Source organism: Lysobacter gummosus, assembly GCF_001442805.1.
Classification (GTDB): domain Bacteria; phylum Pseudomonadota; class Gammaproteobacteria; order Xanthomonadales; family Xanthomonadaceae; genus Lysobacter; species Lysobacter gummosus.
Genome location: NZ_CP011131.1, coordinates 5,798,451 through 5,822,099, shown reverse-complemented (window position 1 = coordinate 5,822,099; position 23,649 = coordinate 5,798,451). Strand labels below are relative to the sequence as shown.

Sequence of the window (23,649 nt, the reverse complement as noted above, 5' to 3'; positions counted from 1 at the left end):
CCCCCGAAAAACGAAAGAGCCGGCTTGCGCCGGCTCTTGCGATGAAGCTCAACGATGGTGCTGGACCACTACATGTTCGATCAGAAGAACTTGTAGTTCACGCCGACGTAGTAAGCGCGGCCGATCTGGTCGTACAGGCCCGAACCGAAACCGGTGCCGAACAGGTTGACCGGCGGATCGGAGTCGAACACGTTGGTGATGCCGCCGTAGATCTGCCAGCCGGTGTCCTTGATCGAGTAGCTGCCGCGGATGTCGTGGGCGACGCCGGAGCCGGCGTTGTAGACGTTGACCGACGTCGGATTCGAGCGGTAGGTCTCGTTGCTCACGCGCAGGCCGCCGTCGGCGTAGCGGGTGTTCCAGTTCAAGCCCCAGTTGTCGCGGGTGTAGCCCAGGCGCAGGGTGGCCTTCCATTCCGGGAAGCCCAGGGTCTTGTTCTGGTCGATCGTCTCGTCCTTGTCTTCCTGGAACGGGAAGTCGGTGTAGCCCAGCACCTTGGTGGCGTTGAGGTCCCAACGCATGCGGCCGCCCCACAGGTCGTGGGTATAGTAAACGCCGATGTCCACGCCGTCGGTTTCGGTGGCGGCGATGTTCTGGTTGATCGAAACCAGGAAGTCGATCTGGCCGTCCGGACCGCGGCGGGTGTTGGTGCAGTAGATGTTGTTGATGCCGGCCGGGTTATCGACGCAGCGGTCGGCGGTCTGCTGGAAGCTCGGCGCGCCGATCGCGTCGGTGAGACGGATCTTCCAGTAGTCCACGTTCATGCCGAAGCCTTCCAGGAAGGTCGGGGTGAACACGAGGCCGGCGGTCCAGCTGCGGCCGGTCTCCGGTTCCAGGTCCGGGTTGCTGCCCGACAGGCCTTCGTTGGTGGCCGAGAAGGTGTCTTCGAAATCGGCCGGCAGGCCCAGCGCGGCGCAGTTGCGGGCGCGCACGGCCGGATCCTTGCCGTTGCGGATGTTGATCGCGTCGCACGGATCGGAGACGCCGCCGAAGTTCTGCGACTGGCCCCCGAACAGTTCGTCGATGTTAGGCGCGCGCACCGCCGCCGACATGTTGCCGCGGACGCGCAGGCTGTCGTTGATCGCCCAGTCCAGGTTGTAACGCCAGGCCTTGGTGCTGCCGATGGTGTCGTACTTGGAGTAACGCGCGGCGGCGCCGACGGTCAGGCTCTTGATCAGCGGGATGTCGTGCAACAGCGGGATCGCCACTTCCGTCCACAACTCGCGGACGTTGTAGCTGCCGCCGGAGTTCGGGATCGCGTTGAGGAAGGTCTGGCCGGAGATGTCCAGCGGATCGTTGATGCTCCGGCTGGTCTCGCGGCGGTACTCGACGCCGGCGCCGAAGCTGACCGGACCGGCCGGCAGTTCGAACAGGTTGTTGTTGGTCAGCGAGCCGCCGGCGACGAACTGGGTCAGGCGCGACTTGGAGATGGTGGTGACGTTGAACCAGTTGGCCGCGCCCGGGCTGATCGCGCCTTCGCCGAAGACCGAGAACGGAATGCAGCTGGCGGCCACTTCCGGCGAGATGATGCCGTCCGGGCTCGCGGTGTTGTTGTAGTACGCCAGGTTGACGTGGGTCGGATCGATCTTGGAACGGCACACGATGTTGCCGTTGGCGTCCTTGACCGCGTCCAGGCCGGCGTAGAAGCGTTCCATGTGGCGGTTGTTGAGATTACGGCGACGCTCGTGGGTGCGGCCGTAATTGACCGACACGTCGTACAGCCAGTTGCTGTCGCTGCCGAACGCCGAGCCTTCGGCGCCGAACACCACGCGCGCGGTCTGGCGGTCGGTGTCTTCGCCGCGTCCGCCGGCATCGACGTCGTTGCGGGCGAGATTGATCGACCGGCGCGAGCCGATGAGCGCCAGCATTTCCGGCGTTATGTAAGCGTTGTCGCGCTCGATGATGTGCGGATTGCCGGTGGCGCCGAACGCCGGCGAGGAACTGGTCTTGCTGTGCACCTTGCTGTACATGCCTTCGAAGTACAGGCGGTGATCCTGGTTCAGATCGAATCCGGCGACGGCGCTGACGGTGTCGCGCTTGTACCGCGGCTGCAGCTGCAGCACCTGGTTGTTGTCGAGGCGGTCGCAGTTCGTGCAGGTGGCGCTGCTGTTGCGATCGACCGCGCCGTCGAAGCGCTGCTTGCGCACTTGTCCGTTGCGGTCGAAGGTGTAACGCAGGTCCGGATTGAAGTTGCTGCCCAGCGAGAAGGTGCCGGCGCTGGTGATGGTGTAGTTGCCGGCGTCGCCCACCAGGGTGGTGTCGAAGCCGCTGCCCGGCGTGCGCAGGGCGCGATAGGCCTGCTTGCCGAAGCGGTCGCCGAACATCAGGCTGTCTTGCTGGCTGTGCTCGAACGACAGCGCGTAGTTGCCGCGGTCCTCGGCGAAGTTGCCGCCGCCGGTCACCGAGATGAACTTCTTGCCGAAGCTGCCGTGCTGGCTGTCGTTGATCTGCGCGTGCAGATTGGCGCCTTCGTACTTCTTCTTGAGGATGAAGTTGACCACGCCGGAGACCGCGTCGGCGCCGTACACCGCGGACGCGCCGCCGGTGATGACTTCCACGCGCTCGACCCAGTCGGCCGGAATCAGGTTGGTATCGACCGCCGAGGTGCCGGCCGAGGCGCCGACCATGCGGCGACCGTTGACCAGCACCAGGGTGCGGGCGGTGCCGAGGTTGCGCAGGTCTTGCATGGCCACGCCGGCGGTGCCGATGAAGCGGCCGGAGTTGCCCATCGTGAAGGTGGTGGCCAGCTGCGGCATGGTCGTCAGCAGGTCGCCGATGTTGACCGCGCCGGTGGCCTTGATGTCTTCCGCGGTCAGCACGCTGACCGGAGCGGGCGATACGACGTTCGGGTTGGAGATGCGCGAGCCGGTGACGGTGACCGTCTCGATCCGGGTGACGTCATCGCTGGAACCGGTAGCTGCCGCCTGCTGGGCGTAAGCCGGTGCGACCGCGCTGACCAGCGCAGTGCAAACAGCAGTGGTCAAAATTTTTCTATTCACGAAGTGGACTCCTGGAATATGCAGTGACATTGCTTCCCTACCTTGTGACTTCCTTTGTGGAAGGGCGGGACGGTCTTTTATCTAGGAGATTCCGAGTGCCAGCAGCGCAGCCCCCCGCGCTTGCGGCCAGTTCCCCCGGCACCGAAATTACGACTTCTTAACGCTGGATGCAACGAATGTGCAAAGTTTGACGCCAGGATCGGCAAGCAGCGTCCGCGCCAACCGGTTATTCTGGTCGCTATGCCATTGATCCCCCGCCTTTTTTTTGCCTTTTCCACTCTCGCAGCGGGGTTCGGGGCCGTCGGCCCCGCCTGGGGCGCCAAAGTCGGCAAGGTCGAGATTCGCGGCCTCGACGAGGCCATGACTCATAACGTCCGGGTTTCGTTGTCCCTGGTGGACACCATCGACAAGGACGTGTCCGGGCGCCGCCTGGGCTATCTGTTGCGCGAGGCCGAGAACGAGACCCGCGAGGCGCTGGAGCCGTTCGGCTACTACTCGCCGACCATCAAGATCGAGGATTCGCGCGGAACCCGGCGCATCGCCACCCCGGCCGGCACCGATCCGACCGCGCCGGCCGACCCGGCCGATGCCGCCACCGCCGCCGCCACCGATTCGCCGGCCGCCGGCGATCCCGCCACGAGCCCGGTCGGCACCGTCGCCGATCCGGCCGCCACCGCCGCGGCGCGCGCGGCCTCGCCGCCGATCACCGTCATCATCACCGTGGACAAGGGCGAACCGGTCAAGGTGCGCCGTTCCGACATCGCCATCCTCGGCGCAGGCAGCGACGACCGTTATCTCAAGCAGGACCTGGCCGCGTTCCGGCCCGGCCCGGGCCAGGTGTTCGACCACGCCGCCTATGAGGCCAGCAAGACCAAGATCAGCCGGCGGTTAGCGGAACGTGGCTACTTCGATGCTGATTTCTCTTCGCGGCGGGTGGAAATTACTCGCGCGGAACATGCGGCTGCCATTGACTTGGTCTGGACCAGCGGCCAGCGCTACGACATGGGCCCGATCAGCTTCGAGCAGACGCCCAAGCGGATCATCCGCGACAGCCTGCTGGAACGGCTGGTGTACTGGGAACAGGGCAGCTACTACCACCAGCGCAAGCTCGACACCTTTCGCGAATCGCTGGCGCGGCTGGATTATTTCTCCAGCATCGATATCGAGCCGCAGCCGGAAAACGCCGTCGACGGGCAGATTCCGGTCAAGGTCACGCTGACCCCGGCCAAGCGCAGCATCTACACCTCCGGCCTGAGCTACGGCACCGACAGCGGCGCCGGCGTGCGCCTGGGTGTGGAGCGTCGCTACATCAACGATCGCGGCCACAAGGCGCTGGCGCAGATCGACTTCGCCCAGCGGCGCAAGACCGCGACCTTGCAGTACCGCATCCCCGCCTTCGCCTGGCTCGACGGCTGGTACACCTTCAGTCTGCAAGGCGCCGACGAACAGACCGACTACATCGATTCGCGCCGCATCGAACTGGTCGCCAGCCGCAGCGGCAAGATCAATCAGCGCTGGACCGCGACCGCCTCGCTGCACGGTCTGCGCGAGCGCTGGGCCTATGCCGACGAAGACGACAACGATCCGACCACGCCGGTCGATTACCGCACCGCGACCTTCCTGTATCCCTCGCTGCGCGCCGAATTCATCGATGCCGATGACCGCCTGTATCCGCGCAACGGCATCAGCGCCACCGGCCTGCTGCGCGGCGGCCTGGAGGCGGTGGGCTCGGACGCCAACTTCCTGCAGGCGCAGGTCACCGCGCGCTGGTACAAGGGCCTGGGCGAGCGCAGCCGCCTGATCACCCGCGGCGAACTCGGCCACACCTTCACCAACGCCCTGGTCGATCTGCCGCCGTCGCTGCGTTTCTACGCCGGCGGCGATCGCAGCATCCGCGGTTATGAATGGCGCGAGGTCGGCCCGCGCATTCCGGCCATTCCCGGGCGCAAGGCCTTCGCGCTCGGCGCCAAGAACGTGATCACCGGCAGCGTCGAATTCGAGCAGTACTTCAACGAAAGCTGGGGCGCGGCGGTGTTCGTGGACAGCGGCAGCGCCTTCGACGACAGTCCGGACATGCGCACCGGCGTCGGCGTCGGCGTGCGCTGGCGTTCTCCGGTCGGCCCGTTGCGGGTCGATATCGCACGCGGCCTGGATCACCCCGATTCGGGCTTCCAGCTCTATCTCAATATCGGCGCCGATCTGTAAGGCGCGGCAAGGACGAACCGGCAACACATGAGCGATACGCCCCCGCCTTCGCAGACCCCGAGCGCGCACGAGCTGTTGCTCGAACGCCGCCGCCGCCGCCGCGCCGCCGCCAAACGCTGGGCCTGGCGCAGCAGCCTGGCGGCCGCCGCGCTGACCTTGTTGATCGCCTTCGCGGTGTACTGGCTGATCGCCACCATCGCCGGCCGCGACCTGTTGCTGGCGCAAATCGTCGCGCGCCTGCCGGCCGACTCCAGTTTCAGCTGGCGGGCCGCTGAAGGCCCGGTGTCGGGTCCGCTGACCTTGCGCGGCGTGCGCTTCGCCTACAAGAAAACCGTGTTCACCGCCGATCGCATCTACATCGATCCGTCCCTGCGTCCGCTGCTGGGACGCAAGCTGCGGCTGGATGCGCTGCAGGTGCAGAACGCCACCTTGGACATCGAAAAAAGCGACGAGCCGTTCGAACTGCCGCGCTGGCCCGAAGTGTTGCCGCAGATCGAGCCGCCGCTGGCGGTGCAGGCCGACGACGTGCGCATCGACGGCTTCAAGGTCAGCCAGGGCGGCGAGCACATCATCGACGTGCGGCAATTGCGCGGCGGCCTGGATGCGCAGTCGGGCAAGCTGCATGTGGAAAAAATCGACGCGATCACCGATCGCGGCCATTTCACCGTGCACGGCGATTATCAGCCGCGCCAGGATTTTAAAACCGAACTGGTCGCCACCGCCGTGCTTCCCAGCGCTGTGGGCCGCACGCCGCCGCGTCTGGGTCTGGTCGCGCGCGGCGATCTGTCGCGCATGGACGTGGCCGTGGGCGGCGCCGCGCCGGGACCGGTGCACATTACCGCGACGCTGCGCGGCAAGGACGATCCGACCTGGCAAGTGCATGCGCGCAGCGACGCGCTCGACATCGGCCTGCTGACTTCGCCCGATGCGAAACCCAGCGACACGCCGATGGCCTTGCGCTTCGATGTAGCCGGCGTCGGCGGCAAGGCCGATCTGAGCGGCGAATTCCGCCAGGGCGATCTGGCCGTGACCGTGCTGCCGTCGAAGGTGTCGCTGAAGGATCAGGTGCTCGATGTGCAGTCGTTGGCGCTGAAACTGTTCGACGGCACCGCGACCCTGCGCGGCCACGCCGATTTCACCGACGCCGACAACGGCCAGTTCAAGTTTTCGATCAACGCGCGTGGCCTGACCTGGGGCGGCAAGGCCGCGCCGACAACGTTGAAGTCGGTCGCCAAGCCTTCGCAGGCGCCGCAGACACCCACCACGCCGGCGGTGACGCTGGAACGCGCCGATCTGGGCTTCGCCGGCACGGTCAAGGCCTGGGCGGCGATCGGCGAGGCCCGTTTGCTGCGCGACAAGCAGGCGGCGACGATCGAGTTCGACGGTCGCGGCGACGACCAGCGCATGACCTTGAAAACGCTGAAGGCGAAGATGCCGACCGGCCTGCTCGACGGCAGCGGCGATGTCGCCTGGGCGCCGAAGCTGGGCTGGGATTTCAAGGCCACGCTGTCGGGATTCGATCCGGGTTATTTCGCCCCGGAATTCAAGGGCGCCATCGACGGCAAGATCGCCACCACCGGCGCCACTCGCGACGACGGCGGCCTGGAGATCAAGGCCAATGCCGATCAGCTCGGCGGGCGCCTGCGCGATCGACCGCTCGGCGGCCGCGGCAGCTTCCTCATGCATGGCGCAGCGCCGGGCAAGAGCGACGACGGCTTTGAGGGCGATGTCGCCCTGACCCTCGGCGGCAGCCGCATCGAAGCCAAGGGCAAGTACGCGCAAGCCATCGATGTCGATGCCAAGTTCGCGCCGCTGCAGCTCAACGATCTGCTGCCGAGCGCGGCCGGAAGCCTCAACGGCACGGTGAAGCTGACCGGCGCGCACGATGCGCCGAACATCGACGCGGACCTGACCGGCAGCGGCTTGAAGTACGGCGACTACAAGGCCGCCAGTTTCAGCGCCAAGGGCCGTTTGCCCTGGCGCGGCCGCGGCGGCGAACTGGCGCTGCGCGCGAGCGAACTCGACGCCGGCATCGCACTGTCGTCGCTGAGCGTGGATGCGCACGGCGCGGTCGAAGCCTTGCAGCTGCAGTTGCAGGCGCGCAGCGAGGTGGCCAATCTCGATCTGTCCGGCCATGCGGAAAAACGCGGCGCGACCTGGCAGGGCGCGCTGGCGTCGCTGCAACTTGCGCCGAGCAAGGGCGCGTCGTGGAAGTTGCAGCAGCCCGCGCAATATCGTTGGGACGGGCGCAACGGCGCGCTGACCAATGCGTGTCTGGCTTCCAGCAGCGGCGGTTCGTTGTGCGCGAGCGCCGATTGGCCGCGGCGCGGGGTCGAGCTCAAGGGCCAGGGCTTGCCGCTGTTGCTGGCGCAGGCGTATCTGCCCGAACGCAGCGACAAGCGGCCGTGGATTCTGCGCGGCGAAATCGCTCTTGACGGCGAACTGCGCCCGGCCGGAAACGCCTGGCGCGGCCAGTTCAACCTCAGCTCCAGCGGCGGCGGCCTGAAGTTCAGCGAGCGCTCGCGGCGCGAGTTGGTGCGCTACAACGAGCTCTCGCTCAAGGCCAGCTTCGATCCGAACAAACTCAACGCCGAGCTCAAGGCCGGCTTCAACGACGACGGCCGCATCGAGGCCACGGTCAGCACCGGCTGGGACGCGTACGCGCCGCTGGCGGGCAATGTCGCGGTCGACACCGACGAACTGACCTGGATCGAATTGTTCTCGCCCGACATCGTCGAACCCAAGGGCAAGCTGGAAGGCCGCATCAGCCTGGCCGGCACGCGTTCCAAGCCGCTGCTGGGCGGACAGGCGCGGCTGTCGCAGTTCACCACCGAAGTGCCGTCGCTCGGCATCGTGCTGCAAGACGGCGACGTGCGCCTGGACGCGCAGCCCGACGGCAGCGCGCGCATCGCCGGCAGCCTGCGCTCGGGCGAGGGCACGCTCAACATCGACGGCACCTTGGGCTGGCAGGGCGACGACACGCCGCTGGTGTTGAACCTGCGTGGCAGCAACGTGCTCGCTTCGGACACGCGCGATCTGCGCGCGGTCGCCAATCCCGAACTCACCGTGCGTTACGCGGCCAAGCAACCGTTGAACGTCACCGGCAAGGTCACCATTCCCTCGGCACGGATCGATCTGGAGCGCCTGGATCAGGGCGTGTCGGTGTCAGAGGACGTGGTGGTGCTCGATCCGGTCGATCCGGACGACACCGGCGCTTCGCCGCTGGAACTCGACCTGACCCTGGCCATCGGCGACGACGTCAAGCTCAACGGCTTCGGCCTGGACGGCAAGCTCGGCGGACAGATGCGCGTGCGTTCCAAGCCCGGCCGCGAGATGACCGCCAGCGGCGCGCTCAACATAGAAGGCCGCTACACCGCGTACGGGCAGAAGCTGCAGATCACCCGCGGCAATCTCAACTGGAACAACGGGCCGGTGTCGGACCCGATCCTGGACGTGCGCGCCGAGCGCGAAGTCGGCGCGGTCAAGGCCGGCGTGGACATCAGCGGCCGGGTCAGCTCGCCGCAGGTCAACGTCTGGTCCGATCCGGCCAGCTCGCAATCCGAAGCGCTGGCGTATCTGGCGCTGGGCCGGCCCTTGTCGTCGGCCAGCGGCGACGAGAACAAACAGCTCAACGCCGCCAGCGCCGCGCTGTCGGCCGGCGGCGGCCTGCTGGCTTCGCAGCTCGGCGCCAAGATCGGCCTGGACGATGCCGGCGTGATGGAAAGCCGCGCGCTCGGCGGCTCGGTGCTGGGCGTCGGCAAATACCTGTCGCCGCGCCTGTACGTCGGCTACGGCGTGTCGCTGCTCGGCACAGGTCAGGTGCTGACTTTGAAGTATCTGCTGCGCAAGGGTTTCGATATCGAGATCGAATCGAGCACATTGGAAAATCGCGCTTCGATCAACTGGCGCAAGGAAAAATAGGCCTGGCCCCCGCGAGGGAGCCCGCGGTGAAGTTCATGATCCGGCGATGGAGCGCCGCTCGCGGCGCGGCCATCGCGGCCATCGCGGCCGTCGGAAGGCGGCGGATTGCCCGCGCCGCGAGCGAACGAGTTCAGGCGAAACAGGGGGAGGCCATGAAACGTTCGATATTCCGTGTCCCGCCGCTGGCGCTCGCCGCACTCGCGCTCATCGCCTGCGCGCATCCGCCGGTTGCGAAGGCTCCGGTTCCGGCATTGAAGGACGTTGTCGCCGCGGACACCGCCTCGCCCGCTCCCTATCGGCCCGGCACGCTGGCCGAGCATCCCGAATTGACGCCGGAGGAAATCGGGCGTCGTTTCCTGGCGTTGATCGATAGCTTGAAGTCGTTTGATGAGTTGTCGGGTGAACGGGTGCAGAAAGTTATGCGCTTGCCGCTGACTCGGCTATCGGAAAAGGATGAAGGCTTCCTGACGATGACCTTGCCAGATTCCGCTTGGCGATACAGCTTCAGCTATGGAATCGATCCGAAGTACAGACGCTATACAAATGCGGTGCTTGAATTCATAAACGAAAACGAGCGAATCAACAGAGGCCTGTTGGAGGACATGGAGGTGGTTTGCGGCCTGGACTTCAATGCTTATGAGGCTGCGCTGACAGGCATGGGCTTCAAGAACGAACATGCATCCTACGGCGAACTTGGTCAGCTGCTTGCGCTGCAGTACGTGCGCAACGACGTGCGGGTGCAAATCATGCCACGCCGTGAAGCCAATGCGCCGGACACCAAGCTCAATCATGCTTGCGTGGAATCGATCAGCATTCACCCGCTCGATTCCTGAGACGACGTCCTTCAATCTTCGTAGGCGTCGTGTATCTTCGGCAACAGTCGAACCAAACGGCAATCAAGCTCTAGGGCACGAATTTTGTGCATCTGGACACGGCGACTGGCCTAACCGGAGATTTCCATGAAGCATTCGATAGTCCGTGTCCTGTCGCTGGCGCTTGCCGGGCTTATGCTTGTCGCCTGCGCGCATCCGTCGGTTCCGAAGACTCCGGTCCCAGCATCCAAGGAAGTTGCCACCGTGAACACTGCCTCGCCCACTCCCTACCGGCCCAGCACGCTGACCGAACATCCCGAACTGACGCCGGAGGAAATCGGGCGTCGCTTTTTGGCCTTGATCGATAGCTTGAAGTCGTTCGATGAGTTGTCGGGTGAACGGGTGCAGAAAGTTATGCGATTGCCGTTGACGCGTCCTCCGTCAGAAAAGGATGAAGGATTTTTCAGCATCCTGTTGCCTGAATCTAACTGGCGGTATGTTTTCAGTTACACGATTAATGAAAAGCATCGTTCGCTCAGAAACGCCGTCTTTGAGTTCAACAACGAGAACGAGCAAACGGGCGATAGAGCGCTGGAAGACATGGAGCCAGTCTGTGGGCTGGATTTCAATGCCTATGAGGCGGCGCTGATAGGCATGGGCTTCAAGAGGGACGATCCCGGCGACTATGACGAGTTGGGGCGCCTGCTGGCACTGCAATATTTGCGGAACAACGTTCGTGTGCAGATCATCCCGCGTCGCGAGGCCAATACGCCCGATGCCAAGCTCAACCATGCCTGCGCTAGAGCTATCAGCATTCATGCATTCGGACCTTGAGTCATGCCGTCCATCAACACTCAACTACAGGCATCGATCGCGCAGTTCGCCCATCAACCGGGCGTGACGCCGGACCAGGAAGCGCAGTTGCGTGCGACCATCGCCAGCGATACCGATCTGTTGCAGCGCTTGAACCAAGCCGCCGCCAATCGCCAGCTAACCGGCTTCGCGCCGGCGTCGGCAGGGGCGGGGCCGAATATCGCGGGCACGTACAACAAAGCCTCGGGCGTGGTGACGCTGCCGTCCACTGGCTTCCAAAGCGGCGGAACGGCGGCCGACCCAGACCTGCGCGCCAGCCTGCGCCTGCAGGAGATGAGCCTGCGCTTTGCTCACGGCGCCTATGTCGATGCCGCGGGAGCCACCCAGCAAGTATCGCAGGACATGGTGAGCAATCTGCAGTTCACCATCAACGGGTCCCCGGTTCTGGCCGCGGAGATGAAACGGGCGGCGACGACGGTCGATCCATCGGACCGAAACGACCGGATGCTGCTGGAGAATTTCGCGCCGCTCAGCGGTACGGTCGCAGGCGGCACCTATAACAACGAAACCAAGACCATCAGTTTGCCCCCAGCCGAGCTAACACATGCTCCCGCGCTTTTTCAGCAAAAGAGGGTGATAGGTCTTACTTTCGTGCTGGGCCACGAAACCCAGCATGCTTTCAATCACTCCGACAAGGTGGCCGCCTATCGGGCGTTCGATGCCGCGGCGAAGGCCATCGCCACCGACAACAATCCCGTCAACGATTACACCGCGCCGGTTGGCCAACTCATCAGCGCCAGCCGCGATGACGAGGCCAAGGCACAGATCGCCGGATGGAACGCGCTTGTCAGTTACAGGCAACAGACGATTCCCAACTCCACCCTCACTGACATGATGACTCTCCGCAACTCCAGGACGGAGGATTTCATCCGGCAAGACCCAACCAGCCCGACACAAGCCCAAGCCCGCCCAGGCCTGTCCTTCAACCCAGACAGCACCCTGCCGATGACCCCCGGCAACATCGCCGCCCAGGCGCAAAACTATTTCGACAAGCCGCCCGCGGGCACGCCGGGTTTGCCGAGCCACCAGACCACCGGCATCGGCCATCATGGCGATTCGGACTATCCCAATTTCTACGGCGCCGGCGCGGTCAGTCGCGCGATCCATTTTGAACGTAATTACGCCCATGCCGTGCGTGGAGTGGCGCCGCAGATGCAGCTCGACCTGGGGCAGTTGAAGCTGCGCGAGGACTTGCTCGAGCGCAACGGCATCAGCCTGCCGCCCAGCAGCGCAAGCACACCGCAGGCTTACCTGGACACCACCACGAACCCGCCTCGAGCGGGTTTGTTTCAACATACGGCCGGCACGCATCAGCACCTCAGCCCGATTCCCGCGCTGCCCCTGGAGTTCTCCGGCCCGGCGCTGACGCCCGAGCAACCTCGCCGCGATCCGAACGACCCCGACCACCGCGACCACGGGCTGCTGGAGAAAGTCCGCGGCGCCGTTCGCGAACTGGACCGGCAGGTCGGGAAATCCTGGGACGAAGGCAGCGAGCGCATGAGCGCCAGCCTGTTGACGCTCGCCGCGGACAAGCGGTTCTCGGCCCACGACGACATCCGGGCGAGCTTCAACCAGCCGGCCGCGGGCCTGGCGGCGGGCGAGGTGGTGCATGTCTATCGAGTCGGTCACTCCTCTCCCGATCCGGCGGCGCATCAGGCCCACATGAGCACGGCCGAGGCGGTCTCGATGCCGGCCGAAGAGCGCTATCGCCAGACCGACTCCATTCGCCAGGCCCAGGCCGAGATCGCCCAATCGGAGCAGCAAGCGCGCACGCGCGGGCCGGACGATCCGGACCAAGGCGGACCCAAGCGGTCGATGTGATGTTCAGACGGGCGCTTGCGCCGTAAGTCGATCGAGGCGTTTCGCGGCTCGTTGAAGCCGTCGCCACGCAAGAGAGCGACATCGAGCCCGAACCGCGCGTGTGACGGACCGCATCGATCAATGGGCTTGATGGAAAGCCGGCCCGAAGAACGGTGTTGTCGCGCACGATTCGATACAGCGAAGCCGTGCAGAGCCTCCTTGCGGATCGGCTCGGCCTGGCGTCGGGTAGAACACAATGGCCGTGCCGAATAACACGAAGAAATAGTGGTTCTGGTGCAAGCGCCATAATCGTGCACACGCGATGCACAACACTCGCGACGTCGCAAAAACGAATGGGTATGATGCGGCCGCGCCGGATCGTGGGGAGACGATCACGCCAGGTGGCGACGGCCGATCACCGACACGCTCAATCCATTCGTCATTCATCGGCGCGGGCGCGAGTGCCCGCGTGGCAGGGGGACAACATCATGCGCATACCTCGCTTCGCTGCGGCGGCATTGGGGATTTCCATCACGTTGGCGCTGGGCGCTTGCGGTGGCGGCGGCAAGAAACACGCCGCGACCTCATCGACGCCAACTCCTTCGCCGAACACCTCGCCCACGCCCCCTCCCGGCAGTCCGACGACTACGCCTCCGACCGCGCCACCGCAGCCGCCGGCGGACCTCCCGCTGCTGGAAATCGGCGAACTCCAACTCGCCCAGACCCATGTGCTGCCCGAAGCCGGGCTGAGCTGGAGCCTGTCGGCGGCCACGGAAAACCTGCACGCGGTCGGTGGACGCGAAACCCTGGCACTGCTGAGCCTGTCGGCGACCAATACCGGCAATCCGCAATTGGAGGCCTGGGCCAATGGCGTCCAGCTCGGCGCGCTGGCGTTATCCAGTTCCATTCCGGCCACCGAAGCCGGCGGCCCGGCCTATGCGACCGGCCGCTATAGCGCGACCCTGCCGGCTGCATGGCTGGTGCCCGGCCTGCAATTGCGCGCGCGCGCCGACAACTATCGCGCCGGCGGCTTCCGCGCGCCGGCGATCGGCGCCGACAGCCCGGTGTTGCTGCGCGTGTTGCCGCTGTATCTGTTCGGCGCCAACGAGAGCAACTCGGTGCCGTTGGCGACCACTGCCGCGCCCGATGCCGCGACGGTCGATGAAATCTTCGCCAAATGGCCGGTCGCCAGTGTGGTGGCGCAAAACCATCCCGCGCAGCGGGTGGTGTGGCCGACGCTGTCGATCGCGCCGTCCGGGACCAGGCCGGCCTATCTGGCGCGCAGCAGAAGCGACGAACAAGCCGGTTTCCAGATCCTGAGCGCCGCGCTGGATATTCTCGGCGACCTGCTCGGCGCCAACGGCGAGGCGCCCGGTCCGGTCCAGTACTACTCGCCGCTGATCGCTTTCGATGCCGCCGGCAAGGTGGTTGGCGTCGGCGGCGGGCTGGGATCGGTCGGCGGCGATACCGGCACCGGCGACTACGCGTACAAGGGCATCTTCATCCACGAGCAGGGCCATGCGATGGGCTTGCCGCACCAGAACGACGCCTACCTCGCCGGCAAGTATCCCTACGTCGGCGGCAGCCTCGCCGGTTCGGCCTGGGGTTACGACAGCACGCGCAAGCAGTTCCTGGCGCCGTTCGTTCCGACCACCGCGACGCGTTACAACGGTTGCGCGGGCGATACGTTCAACGGCAGCCCGCGCCAGCTCGACGCGCAAGGTCGTTGCGTCAAGCAAGATCCGATGGCGAGCGGTTCCGGCGACCAAGCCAGCGGCTACCGCTTCGCGACCTTCGCCGATTACAGCACCGCGATGATGCAACGCCATCTGGAGGGAACCACGACCATCGACAGCAAGGGCGCGCACGTCTACACCGGCGGCAGCATCGTCGCCGACGCGTCTTTCCCCGGCGGTTACAAGCGCTGGGACGGGATCGACCGGCGTTGGGTCAACGTCGCGCCGACCACCCTGAGCAAGGGGCTGCACGGTTTCGATCTCGGCTTGCCCGAGCAGCGCGACGTGCCGGTACAGGCCATCGCCATCGCCTACAGCTATGCCGGCACCGCCGAGGTTTCGCAGATCTATCCGCCGATGGGCTTCCGCGGCAATCTGCGGCGCTACATCGATCCCACCGACGCGGCGCAACGGGCGAGCATCGTGCCCGGCGCCGGTGCTTATTCGTCGTTCTGCCAGAACAACGGTTGCGATTACACCCTGCGTGCGACCTACGCCGACGGGAGTACGCGGCACGTTCTGCTGCAGAAAGGGTTCCGTGCGTGGTTCGGCGCGACCGCCGCGGTGCCGGCCGAGGCCAGCAATCCCAACAGCAAGAGCAGTTTCCGTACCTGGGTCGTCAACGTGCCCGCCGACAAGCCGCTGGCGCGGATCGAGCTGCTGGATACGCCAAAGGCGTGGGAGGGCTTCCCGGCCAACCCGACCGTGTTGCTGTCGCGCCAAGTGCCGATGGTGTCCATGCTCGCGGCGCAAGCCGACGCGAACGATGCCGCCTGCGTCGAATTGGCCACCGTCGTGATGCCACGCTCGGCGGCGCCGGAACCTCGTTGCGCCTCGACGCCGCGCCCGTCCGCGTTGCCGGCGACGCCGGCCGCGGCCCCGCCCGCCCACGTGCCGGCCGCGCCGCAGCGGCCGCGGGTCGATCAGGTGCTGCGTGCCTGGTTCGACGGCATGTTCAGACGCTGACAGCGCGCGGCGGGTCGCGGGCATGCGTCCCGATCCGCCGCATCCGGGGCCACGGATGCGCGAGTGGGGGCGGCGCGGGCCGCTAAACTCAGGTGTTCCCTCGGCAGGAGCCGCTGCGATGAATCTGCGCGAACACGCGGTGCTGATGGCCGCCTACAACCGCTGGATGAACGACAAGGTCTACGCCGCCGCGGCGCAGCTGCCGCACGAGGCGATTGCCGCCGATCGCGGCGCGTTCTTCGGCTCGATCCTGGGCACGCTGAATCATCTGCTGGTCGCCGACCAAGTCTGGCTGCATCGCTTCGCCGCCCATCCCTCCCGCTTCGCTGCGCTCGATCCGATCCGCTTGCGGCCGCGGCCGCTCGATATCGCCGCGATCGTCCACGACCGCCTGCCGCCGCTGCGCGCCGAGCGCGAGGCCCTGGACGTCTTGATCGAAACCTGGGCGGTGCAGTTGAGCGAAAGCGATCTGGATCACGCGCTGGACTACGCCAACATGAAGGGCGTGCCCTCGCGCCGCCGCTTCGGCAGTTTGCTGATGCATTTCTTCAATCATCAGACCCATCACCGCGGCCAGGCCACGACCTTGCTGACGCAGGCCGGCGTGGATGTGGGCGCGACGGATCTGTTGGGATTGATCGTCAACGTGGACGGCGACTGAAACTTCGCGCGCGCGATCGAGCACGCCGCGCGGCGCGACGGCGATTTATTCGCAGGCGTCGCGTATCGCCTGCACCTCGCGCCCGACTTCGCTGCCGTCCGGCCGCGCTTCGGCGACGGTGCGCAACAGCGCATCGAGTTTCGCCCGCGCCTGTCCGCGCTGCGTGCCCACGCAGCGCGCCTGCGCGGCGTAGGCCTGGGCGCGCCAGCCGAGCGTGCGCAGGTCTTCGTTGGTGGTCGGCAGTTCCGCCAGCGAATCCAGGTGCGCGATCGCGGCGCTGTCGCCGCTGCCGGCTTCGGCGCGGGCCAGGTCGAGTTCGGCGTGGCGGGTGCGCGGATGGCGTTCGCCATAGGCCGCGCGGGTGAGTTGCAGGGCGCGTTGCAGCCGCGGCAGCGCGCGCTCGGGTTCGCCCAGCGCCAGTTCGACATCGCCGAGCACGCGCTCGGTGTCGCCGACGCTGCCGTGCTCGGGGCCGAACCGGCGGATGCGCAGGTTGCGGGTCTGTTCCAGCACCGAGCGCGCTTCGGTGTCGCGGCCGGCCTCGTGCAGGACCACGGCCTGATTGAACAGCAGCTCGGCGAGGCGATCGGATTGAACGGCGGGCAGGCGATGCTGGCGGACGATGGCGATGGCGCGATCAAGCTCGCCTAGCGCGCGGTCCAGGTCGCCGCGTTCCCAGGCGATCAATCCCAGCGCATTGCGCACGCTGGCCAGTTCCAGGTGATCCGGGCCCAGGCGCTGGGTGAGCAGGCCGCGGATCAGTTCGAACTCGGTCTGCGCCTGCGCGTATTGGCCCTGATCCACATGCAGCTCGGCCAGTTGCAGGCGCACCGCCAGGGTCGCCGGATGCTGCGCGCCGTTGACCTCCAGCGCGATCGCCAGCGCCTCGCTGGCGTCGCGCTCGGCGTCGCCGAGTTGGCCCAGGTCGCGACGCAACGCCGCCAGGCTGCGGCCGATCTCAACCTGCAGCGGATGGCGGTCGCCGACGCGCTGCTGCAGGCGCCGGCGCGCGTGTTCGAAGCCTTGCAGCGCTTCGCGGCTCTGGCCGGCATCGGCTTGCAGGCTGGCCAGGTCCATGAGGTTTTCGACTTCGCCCGCGTCGGTGTTTTCGAGCATCTCGCGACGGATCGCCAGCGAGCGCTCGAACAACTGCCGCGCGCCCTGGCGTTCGCCGTTGGCGCGGCGGCAGCGGCCCAGTTCGGAATAGAACTCGCTCGACTGCAGCGGCAGTTGCGATTGTTCGCGCCGGGCCAGATCCAGCGCCGGCTGCATCAGCGCGGCGCAGTTGCGCGGCAGGTTCAGCAGGCGCAGGACCTTGCCGCGCTGGGTCATCGATTCCAGGCGCAGGCTGTCGGGGATGTCGTCGGCCGAGGCCATGATCGAGGTCTGGCGTTCGAGCAGCGCGCGCGCTTCGTTGTAGTCGCCCAGGCTGGTGCGCAGGCGCGCGATCACGCCGAACAACTCCGCGCGCGCGCGCGGTTGCCGGGCCAGTTCGCGATTGCCGCGCGCCACCGAGGCATCGAGCAGGCCGCGTAGGTCCAGCGCTTCGCCTTCGGGCGTGCCGCGCGCGCTTTCGAACAGGCCGACCATGAAATCCTGCATCGCCTGCGCGCGCGCGGCCTCGGCCACCGCTTCGCGCGCCTGCCAGGCGACGATGCCGAGCGCGGCGCTGAGCACCACCGCGACCAGCGCCGCGGTCGCCAGCGCCCAGCGATGGCGGGCGACGTATTTGTTGAAGCGATAGCGCAGGCTCTGCGCGCGCGCCAGCACCGGGCGGCCGGATTCGAAGCGCTGCAGATCCAGCGACAGCGCTTCCACCGACGGATAACGCTGCTCGGGCCGCTTGGCCAGGGTCTTGAGAACGATGTTGTCCAGATCGCCCGACAACTGCCGGCCGAGCCGGCGCAGCGACACCGGATCGATGTCGGCGTCGCTGGCATCGGCATAGCGCAGCACCGCCTGCGAGGGCCGCATCGGATCGGCGGCGAGGATCGCCTCTTCCCATTCCGCGTCGGTCTGGCGCTTGAGCTTGTAGGGCTTGGCGTCGGTGAGCAGTTCGTACAGCACCACGCCGAGCGAGTACACGTCGGTCATGGTGGTGACCGGCTCGCCGCGCACTTGCTCGGGCGCGGCGTAGTGCAGGGTGAAGGCGCGCGCGCCGGTGCGGGTCTGCTCGGGCAGCGGCACGTCGCTGCTGTCGAGCAGCTTGGCGATGCCGAAATCCAGCAGGCGCACGTCGCCGCCCGGCGTCACCATGATGTTGGACGGCTTGAGGTCGCGGTGAACGATCAGGTTGGCGTGGGCGTGGCTGACCGCGTCGCAGATCTGCTGGAACATGCGCAGGCGCTTGTCCAGCGGCGTGCGCTGATTGCGGCAGTAGTCGGTGATCGGTTCGCCTTCGACGTATTCCAGCGCCAGGTACGGCAGGCCTTCGCGGGTCACGCCGGCATCCAGCAGGCGGGCGATGTGCGGATGGGCCAGGCGGGCCAGGATCTGCCGTTCGCGGGTGAAGCGGGTGCGCAGGTTGGTGTCGGCCAGGCCCGGGCGCAGCAGCTTCAACGCGACCCGGCGCTGGTACAGGCCGTCGGCGCGCGAGGCCAGCCAGACCTGGCCCATGCCGCCTTCGCCGAGCAGGCTTTCCAGCCGGTACGAACCCACTTCCACGCCCGGGCGCATGCCGCTGGCCTGCGGCGTCACCAGGGGTTCGGACAGGAAGTCCTCGTGGCCTTCTTCCAGCGCGATCAGCCCGGCCAGATCGGCGGCGAGCGAGGGATCGTCGGCGCCCAGTTCGCGCAGGCGTTCGGCGCGGGCGACCGGATCGAGCTCGAGCAGCGCGTCGAGCAGCGGAGACAGGCGTTGCCAGCGCTCGGCATCCATGCGCGATCAGGCCGCCGAAGCGAAGGCGGTGGCGCGTGGGCGGGCGGCCGCATCGGCGCGCACGGCATCGAACGCGGCGGCGATCGGCGGGGATGAAGCCTTGGCGATCATGACGGTGCGCATTCCTTGCAGACGCGCTGCGCGTGTACCGCCGGCGACGCGGACGCCGTCAGCGGCTGGGCTCATCCTGCAACGAGGCCAACAGGAACAGCCGCGCTTTCTGCCAGTCGCGGCGGATGCTGCGCTCGGAGCGCTGCAGCAGCGCGGCGATTTCCAGCTCGGACAGGCCGGCGAAATAGCGCAGCTCGACCACCTGGGCCAGGCGCTGATCGACCGCGGCCAACTTGGTCAGCGCGGTGTCCAGGCCCAGCGTGTCTTCGTCCAGGCGCAGGCCGCCCTCGACGTCGTCGGGCAATTCGGTGACGCGGTGCAGATCGCCGCCGCGCTTTTGCGCCAGGCGCTGGCGCGCGTAGTCCACCACCACGCTGCGCATGGCCGAAGCGGCATAGGCGAAAAAGTGTGCGCGGTCGTCGAACTGGGCTTCGCGGCGGCCGACCAGTTTCAGGTAGGCCTCGTGAACCAGTGCGGTCGCGTCCAGGGTCTGGCCGTGCTGGCCGGCGAGCTGGCGCCGGGCCATCGTGTGCAGTTCCTGGTACAGCGTCGCCAGCACGCGGTCGAGCGCACCGCGGTCGCCCTCGCGGGCGGCATCCAACAGGATGGTGATGTCAGCGCTATCGGCCATATGCCCCTCGACTCGGTACGACTATAGCGCGTTCATCTTTACTTGGTAGCGCACCTGGCGGCACCAATCCGGCTTCCGATGGCCGAAATGCGTCCGTCTTCAAGGCACGCAGAGTGCACGTAAATCACCCCGGCCGGTGAACGCACGGCTTGCGGACCGGATGACAAACGCGTCCGCCGACCGATGGACGGCGCGGTATCGACCGACTATCGGCCGCGTCCGCCGCGCCGCGCCGGCCCGCATTCAGCGTTGGCAGTGCCCGCACCACACCGTCGTGCGCTGGCCGATACTGGCCTGCTTGAGCGGCCGCGCACAGCGCGGGCAGGGCTCGCCGCCGCGGCCGTAGGCGGACAGCTCCTGCTCGAAATAGCCCGGCGCGCCGTCGGGGCTGATGAAATCGCGCAGGGTGGTGCCGCCGCGCTGGATGGCGTAGCTCAGGATGGTCTTGATCGCGCCGGCCAGCTCGGCGTAGCGCTCGCGCGAGACCTTGCCGGCCGCGCGCAGCGGCGACACGCCGGCGGCGAACAAGGCCTCGGCGACGTAGATGTTGCCGACCCCGACCACCACTTTCTGATCCATCAGGAACGTCTTCACCGGCGCCTTGCGGCCGCGGCTGAGCTCGAACAGGTAGTTGCCGTCGAAGTCGTCCGACAGCGGCTCCGGACCCAGGTCGCGCAGCAGTTCGTGGGTTTCCCCCGGAGGCTGCCAGAGCAGGCAGCCGAACCGGCGCGGGTCGTTGAAGCGCAGCACCTGGTCGCTGTCGAGCAGCAGATCGACGTGGTCGTGATCGCGCACCGGCGTGTCGGCCGGCAGCACGCGCAGGCTGCCGGACATGCCCAGGTGCAGCAGCGCGCTGCCGGCGGCGGTGTCCAGCAGCAGGTACTTGGCGCGGCGGCGCACCGCGTCGATGCGCTGGCCGGGCAGGGTGTCCTCGATCTGCAGCGGGATCGGCCAGCGCAGGTCGGGCCGGCGCAGGATCGCGGTCACCACGTGGCGGCCTTCCAGGTGCGGCGCCAGGCCGCGCCGGGTGGTTTCGACTTCAGGTAATTCAGGCATGGCGCCAGCGTACTATCCCGGTCGGGCCGCTGCCGATACGGCATCGGTCGCGAATCGAGGAAGTCGCTCATGCAGCAGGCGAGTGCATCCGAGGAATGCGCCGAAGCCGGGCCCAGGTCCGCCGCGGCGCATGGCGTCGTGGGCGAAGACGCGGCGCAGGCCGACGCCGCCGAGGACTCGGAGCGGCCGCCCGGCTTGCGCCTGCGCGGGTTTGCATCGAGGGAGCTCGATCTGGCCCTCGACGCGCTGGGCTGGCGCGGCAATCGCATCCATGCCGGCGTGCATCTGGCCCGCAAGAGCCTGCGCCGGGCGCGCGCCACCCTGGCCCTGGGCGGCGCGGCGCTGGGCCCGGGTGCGGCCTTGATCGATCGCGAGCTGCGCCGCCTCAACCGCGACCTGTCGAGCCTGCGCGACGCGCATGCCCTGGTGGAAACCTTCGACCGCCTGCTGCGCAGCCATACGCAGGCCGACATCCGCCCGCTGCTGTTGCGCGCGCGTCGCCGTGCCGCGGCCGGGCGGGCGGCGGCGGCGCGTCAGGCCCGCGCGGAAGACCCGGATCTGGGCGCGCGCCGGTCCCTGCTGAGGGTGTTGCGCGCCGGCCTGCGGGCGCTGCCCTGGGCGGACCTGCAGCCAGAACATTGGCGCGAAGCGGTCGCCGCCAGCCTGATGCGGGTCGCCCAGACCGGCGCCCGCGCCCGCCGCAGCGGCTCGGACGAGGATTGGCACGGCTGGCGCCGGCGCGCGCGGCGGCTGTCGCAGCAGCAGCGCGCCTTGAAGGCCGCCAAGCTGGGCCGCGACGCGCCCAAGTTCGACAAGCACCAGATCGAGCGCCTGGGCGAGGCCCAGGACCTGAACCTGCTGCTGGACCATTGCGGCAAGCGCTCGCCGTTCGGCAAGCCCGACCGCGTCGCGCTCAAGCGCTTCGCCGAGACCGAACTGGCCCGGCAGCGCGAGCGGATCGCCGGGGATGGGGAGAGGGCGGAGGACTGAGCCACGGCCTGGGTGGAGCTGGCCTGTTGCGGACCCTCAAGGCCCTGCAAACGCTGTTGTGGGAGGGGCTTCAGCCCCGGAGCGGAAAGCATCGGGGCTGAAGCCCCTCCCGCAACAGACTTCCCGGCCCTGTGGCGCCTGCGGTTCATCCCCCTGAACCCCACCGCCGCGCCCGATTCTCCGCGCCTTGCCCGTTGGAATTTACAACCCCATCACAACACCCGAGGCCGTACCCGCGCGAACGGTCATCACTACGTGGCATCATCCAATATACAACTGTCTTTTAATTGGCCTAAGGCCGTACCGTCCGGCTGCCGCCACAGCCACCGTCCCTCCCGGAGTCTGCAATGCCCGCGTCCCTGATCGATTTCCTTGCCGGCGGCCTGATCCAGGCCAGCTTTTGGGAACTCGCCGTGTATTTCCTGGTGGTGACCCAGCTCACCATCATGTCGGTGACCTTGTACCTGCACCGCTCGATGGCGCACCGTTCGGTCGATTTCCATCCCGCGCTCGCGCACGTGTTCCGCTTCTGGACGTGGCTGACGACCTCGATGATCACCAAGGAGTGGGCGGCGATCCATCGCAAGCACCACGCCAAGTGCGAGACCGAGGAAGACCCGCACAGCCCGCAGTTCAAGGGCATCGACACGGTGATGTGGCGCGGCGTTGAGCTGTACCGCGAAGCGCGCGCCGAGCGCGAGGACATCGAGAAGTACGGCAAGGGCTGCCCGGACGACTGGATCGAACGCAAGCTCTACACCCCGCACGCGACCATGGGCCCGGTGCTGTTGCTGGTGCTCAGCTTCGCCTTGTTCGGCGCCGCCGGCGTGGCGATCTGGGCGCTGCAGATGGTGTGGATTCCGTTCTGGGCCGCCGGCGTGGTCAACGGCCTGGGCCACTGGTGGGGCTATCGCAATTTCGAAACCACCGACACCGCGACCAACCTGACCCCGTGGGGTTTCTGGATCGGCGGCGAAGAACTGCACAACAACCACCACGCCTTCCCGAGCTCGGCCAAGTTCGCCCTGCGCAAGTGGGAGTTCGATATCGGCTGGACCGTGATCCGCGGCCTGAGCGCGCTGCGCCTGGCCAAGGTGCTGCGCGTGGCGCCGTCGCTGGACGTGCGCCCGAACATCGCCATGCCCGACAGCGAAACCTTGAAGGCGCTGCTGGCGATCCGCTTCCAGGCCATGACCGATTACTACCGCAACGTCACCCTGCCGGCGCTGCGCGAGGAAGCCGGCAACGCCGGCGACCGCATGCGCTCGCTGCCGCGTCGCCTGCGCAAGGGCCTGGCCGACGGCGGCCGCTGGCTTGACGACGGCGCCCGCACGCATCTGCAGAACTGGATCGACGAGCGCCCGAAGATGGCGACCCTGGCCGATTTCCGCCAGCGCCTGGCGCAGGTGCTGGACGATCGCTCGCACGACGCCCAGGCCACGCTGCAGCGCCTGCACGCCTGGTGCGTGGAAGCCGAAGCCAGCGGCATCCACGCTTTGCAAGCTTTCTCCGAGCGCTTGAAGGGCTACGCCCTGGCGCCCGCGCGCCACTGAGCCGCGTCGCCGCACAACGGTCAAGACCCGCGCAGCGATGCGCGGGTTTTTTTTACATCGCGCGCGGGCGGCGAGCCGATCCGCGCCGCCGGCCCGGGCCATCCGCCGCGGACCTGCGTGGCACCGCGAAACTCTGACCCGCATTCCGGAACCTGACCGCGCCGGGGCGCACAGTGGAAGCGCCGGGCGAGCGCCCGGCCGCAGCCGGCGTCCAATGCCGCCTGCGCGCAAGGAATACGGCCGGCCGCGCGCCGGTCCAGGCATCGCCACATTCAAGGAGAGAACCGATGAAGTCGCAATCGAATCGTCGCATCAAGCATCTGCTGTTTCTGGCGCTGTTCGCCGCGGGCCTCGGCTTCGGCGCCGCTCAGGCCGACAGCCCCTACAGGGAAGGTTGCCCGGCCAAGGTCGGCTGCGACTACGGCGGCCAGCGGATCGGTTGTTGCCTGCCCGAGTAAGGA

Annotated in this window: 14 protein-coding genes; 10 read left to right on the top strand and 4 right to left on the bottom strand. The window is 67.2% G+C overall.

Annotated features, from left to right (window positions below):
* Positions 1–80: 80 nt before the first annotated feature.
* The gene (locus tag LG3211_RS23595; protein WP_187313094.1) at positions 81–2,996 is read right to left on the bottom strand and encodes a TonB-dependent receptor domain-containing protein; all 2,916 of its coding nucleotides are present in this window, start codon (positions 2,994–2,996) and stop codon (positions 81–83) included.
* 240 nt (positions 2,997–3,236) lie between these two features.
* Here LG3211_RS23595 and LG3211_RS23590 point away from each other — a divergent pair, with 240 nt between their 5' ends.
* The 7 genes from LG3211_RS23590 (at position 3,237) to LG3211_RS23560 (ending at position 15,970) form a co-directional block, all read left to right on the top strand.
* Positions 3,237–5,201, top strand: a complete 1,965-nt coding sequence (locus tag LG3211_RS23590) for an autotransporter assembly complex protein TamA (RefSeq protein WP_057944984.1) — start codon at positions 3,237–3,239, stop codon at positions 5,199–5,201.
* 27 nt (positions 5,202–5,228) lie between these two features.
* A complete protein-coding gene (locus tag LG3211_RS23585; RefSeq protein WP_057944983.1) occupies positions 5,229–9,122 on the top strand; it encodes a translocation/assembly module TamB domain-containing protein in 3,894 nt (1,297 codons plus the stop codon).
* A 26-nt stretch (positions 9,123–9,148) separates the two neighbouring features.
* Positions 9,149–9,955 carry a hypothetical protein gene (locus LG3211_RS23580; protein WP_148649125.1) on the top strand — a complete coding sequence of 269 codons (807 nt, stop codon included), beginning with the start codon at positions 9,149–9,151 and terminating at the stop codon, positions 9,953–9,955.
* 126 nt (positions 9,956–10,081) lie between these two features.
* Entirely contained in the window at positions 10,082–10,768 is a 687-nt protein-coding gene (locus tag LG3211_RS23575) for a hypothetical protein (protein ID WP_057944981.1), read from the top strand.
* Between the two features lie 3 nt (positions 10,769–10,771).
* A complete protein-coding gene (locus LG3211_RS23570; protein ID WP_057944980.1) occupies positions 10,772–12,628 on the top strand; it encodes an XVIPCD domain-containing protein in 1,857 nt (618 codons plus the stop codon).
* Between the two features lie 467 nt (positions 12,629–13,095).
* Positions 13,096–15,309, top strand: a complete 2,214-nt coding sequence (locus LG3211_RS23565; RefSeq protein ID WP_083512955.1) for a M66 family metalloprotease — start codon at positions 13,096–13,098, stop codon at positions 15,307–15,309.
* A 118-nt stretch (positions 15,310–15,427) separates the two neighbouring features.
* On the top strand, positions 15,428–15,970 hold the full coding sequence (locus tag LG3211_RS23560; RefSeq protein ID WP_057944978.1) for a DinB family protein: 543 nt from the start codon (positions 15,428–15,430) through the stop codon (positions 15,968–15,970).
* 45 nt (positions 15,971–16,015) lie between these two features.
* On the opposite strand, the gene LG3211_RS23555 is transcribed toward LG3211_RS23560, so the two are convergent.
* From LG3211_RS23555 to mutM, 3 genes are all read right to left on the bottom strand, one after another.
* Entirely contained in the window at positions 16,016–18,847 is a 2,832-nt protein-coding gene (locus tag LG3211_RS23555; protein ID WP_057944977.1) for a serine/threonine-protein kinase, read from the bottom strand.
* 169 nt (positions 18,848–19,016) lie between these two features.
* Positions 19,017–19,589: an ECF-type sigma factor gene (locus LG3211_RS23550; RefSeq protein WP_057944976.1), complete on the bottom strand. Its 573-nt coding sequence runs from the start codon at positions 19,587–19,589 to the stop codon at positions 19,017–19,019.
* A gap of 243 nt (positions 19,590–19,832) precedes the next feature.
* Positions 19,833–20,645, bottom strand: coding sequence for a bifunctional DNA-formamidopyrimidine glycosylase/DNA-(apurinic or apyrimidinic site) lyase (gene mutM, locus LG3211_RS23545; RefSeq protein WP_057944975.1), 813 nt, complete (start codon positions 20,643–20,645; stop codon positions 19,833–19,835).
* Between the two features lie 69 nt (positions 20,646–20,714).
* Here mutM and LG3211_RS23540 point away from each other — a divergent pair, with 69 nt between their 5' ends.
* From LG3211_RS23540 to LG3211_RS26615, 3 genes are all read left to right on the top strand, one after another.
* The gene (locus tag LG3211_RS23540; RefSeq protein ID WP_057944974.1) at positions 20,715–21,635 is read left to right on the top strand and encodes a CHAD domain-containing protein; all 921 of its coding nucleotides are present in this window, start codon (positions 20,715–20,717) and stop codon (positions 21,633–21,635) included.
* Positions 21,636–21,982: 347 nt separating this feature from the next.
* Positions 21,983–23,188 (top strand): DesA family fatty acid desaturase, encoded by a 1,206-nt coding sequence (locus tag LG3211_RS23535; protein ID WP_057944973.1) that lies wholly within the window; start codon positions 21,983–21,985, stop codon positions 23,186–23,188.
* A 287-nt stretch (positions 23,189–23,475) separates the two neighbouring features.
* Positions 23,476–23,646, top strand: a complete 171-nt coding sequence (locus LG3211_RS26615; RefSeq protein WP_187313093.1) for a hypothetical protein — start codon at positions 23,476–23,478, stop codon at positions 23,644–23,646.
* The last annotated feature ends 3 nt before the right edge of the window (positions 23,647–23,649 follow it).

Bases quoted from the DNA above. Each gene is read 5' to 3' on its own strand.
- LG3211_RS23540 (WP_057944974.1), top strand. From the start codon at position 20,715: ATGCAGCAGGCGAGTGCATCCGAGGAATGCGCCGAAGCCGGGCCCAGG.
- LG3211_RS23555 (WP_057944977.1), bottom strand. From the start codon at position 18,847: ATGGATGCCGAGCGCTGGCAACGCCTGTCTCCGCTGCTCGACGCGCTG.
- LG3211_RS23590 (WP_057944984.1), top strand. From the start codon at position 3,237: ATGCCATTGATCCCCCGCCTTTTTTTTGCCTTTTCCACTCTCGCAGCG.
- LG3211_RS23570 (WP_057944980.1), top strand. From the start codon at position 10,772: ATGCCGTCCATCAACACTCAACTACAGGCATCGATCGCGCAGTTCGCC.
- LG3211_RS23535 (WP_057944973.1), top strand. From the start codon at position 21,983: ATGCCCGCGTCCCTGATCGATTTCCTTGCCGGCGGCCTGATCCAGGCC.
- LG3211_RS26615 (WP_187313093.1), top strand. From the start codon at position 23,476: ATGAAGTCGCAATCGAATCGTCGCATCAAGCATCTGCTGTTTCTGGCG.
- LG3211_RS23565 (WP_083512955.1), top strand. From the start codon at position 13,096: ATGCGCATACCTCGCTTCGCTGCGGCGGCATTGGGGATTTCCATCACG.
- mutM (WP_057944975.1), bottom strand. From the start codon at position 20,645: ATGCCTGAATTACCTGAAGTCGAAACCACCCGGCGCGGCCTGGCGCCG.
- LG3211_RS23560 (WP_057944978.1), top strand. From the start codon at position 15,428: ATGAATCTGCGCGAACACGCGGTGCTGATGGCCGCCTACAACCGCTGG.
- LG3211_RS23575 (WP_057944981.1), top strand. From the start codon at position 10,082: ATGAAGCATTCGATAGTCCGTGTCCTGTCGCTGGCGCTTGCCGGGCTT.
- LG3211_RS23585 (WP_057944983.1), top strand. From the start codon at position 5,229: ATGAGCGATACGCCCCCGCCTTCGCAGACCCCGAGCGCGCACGAGCTG.
- LG3211_RS23550 (WP_057944976.1), bottom strand. From the start codon at position 19,589: ATGGCCGATAGCGCTGACATCACCATCCTGTTGGATGCCGCCCGCGAG.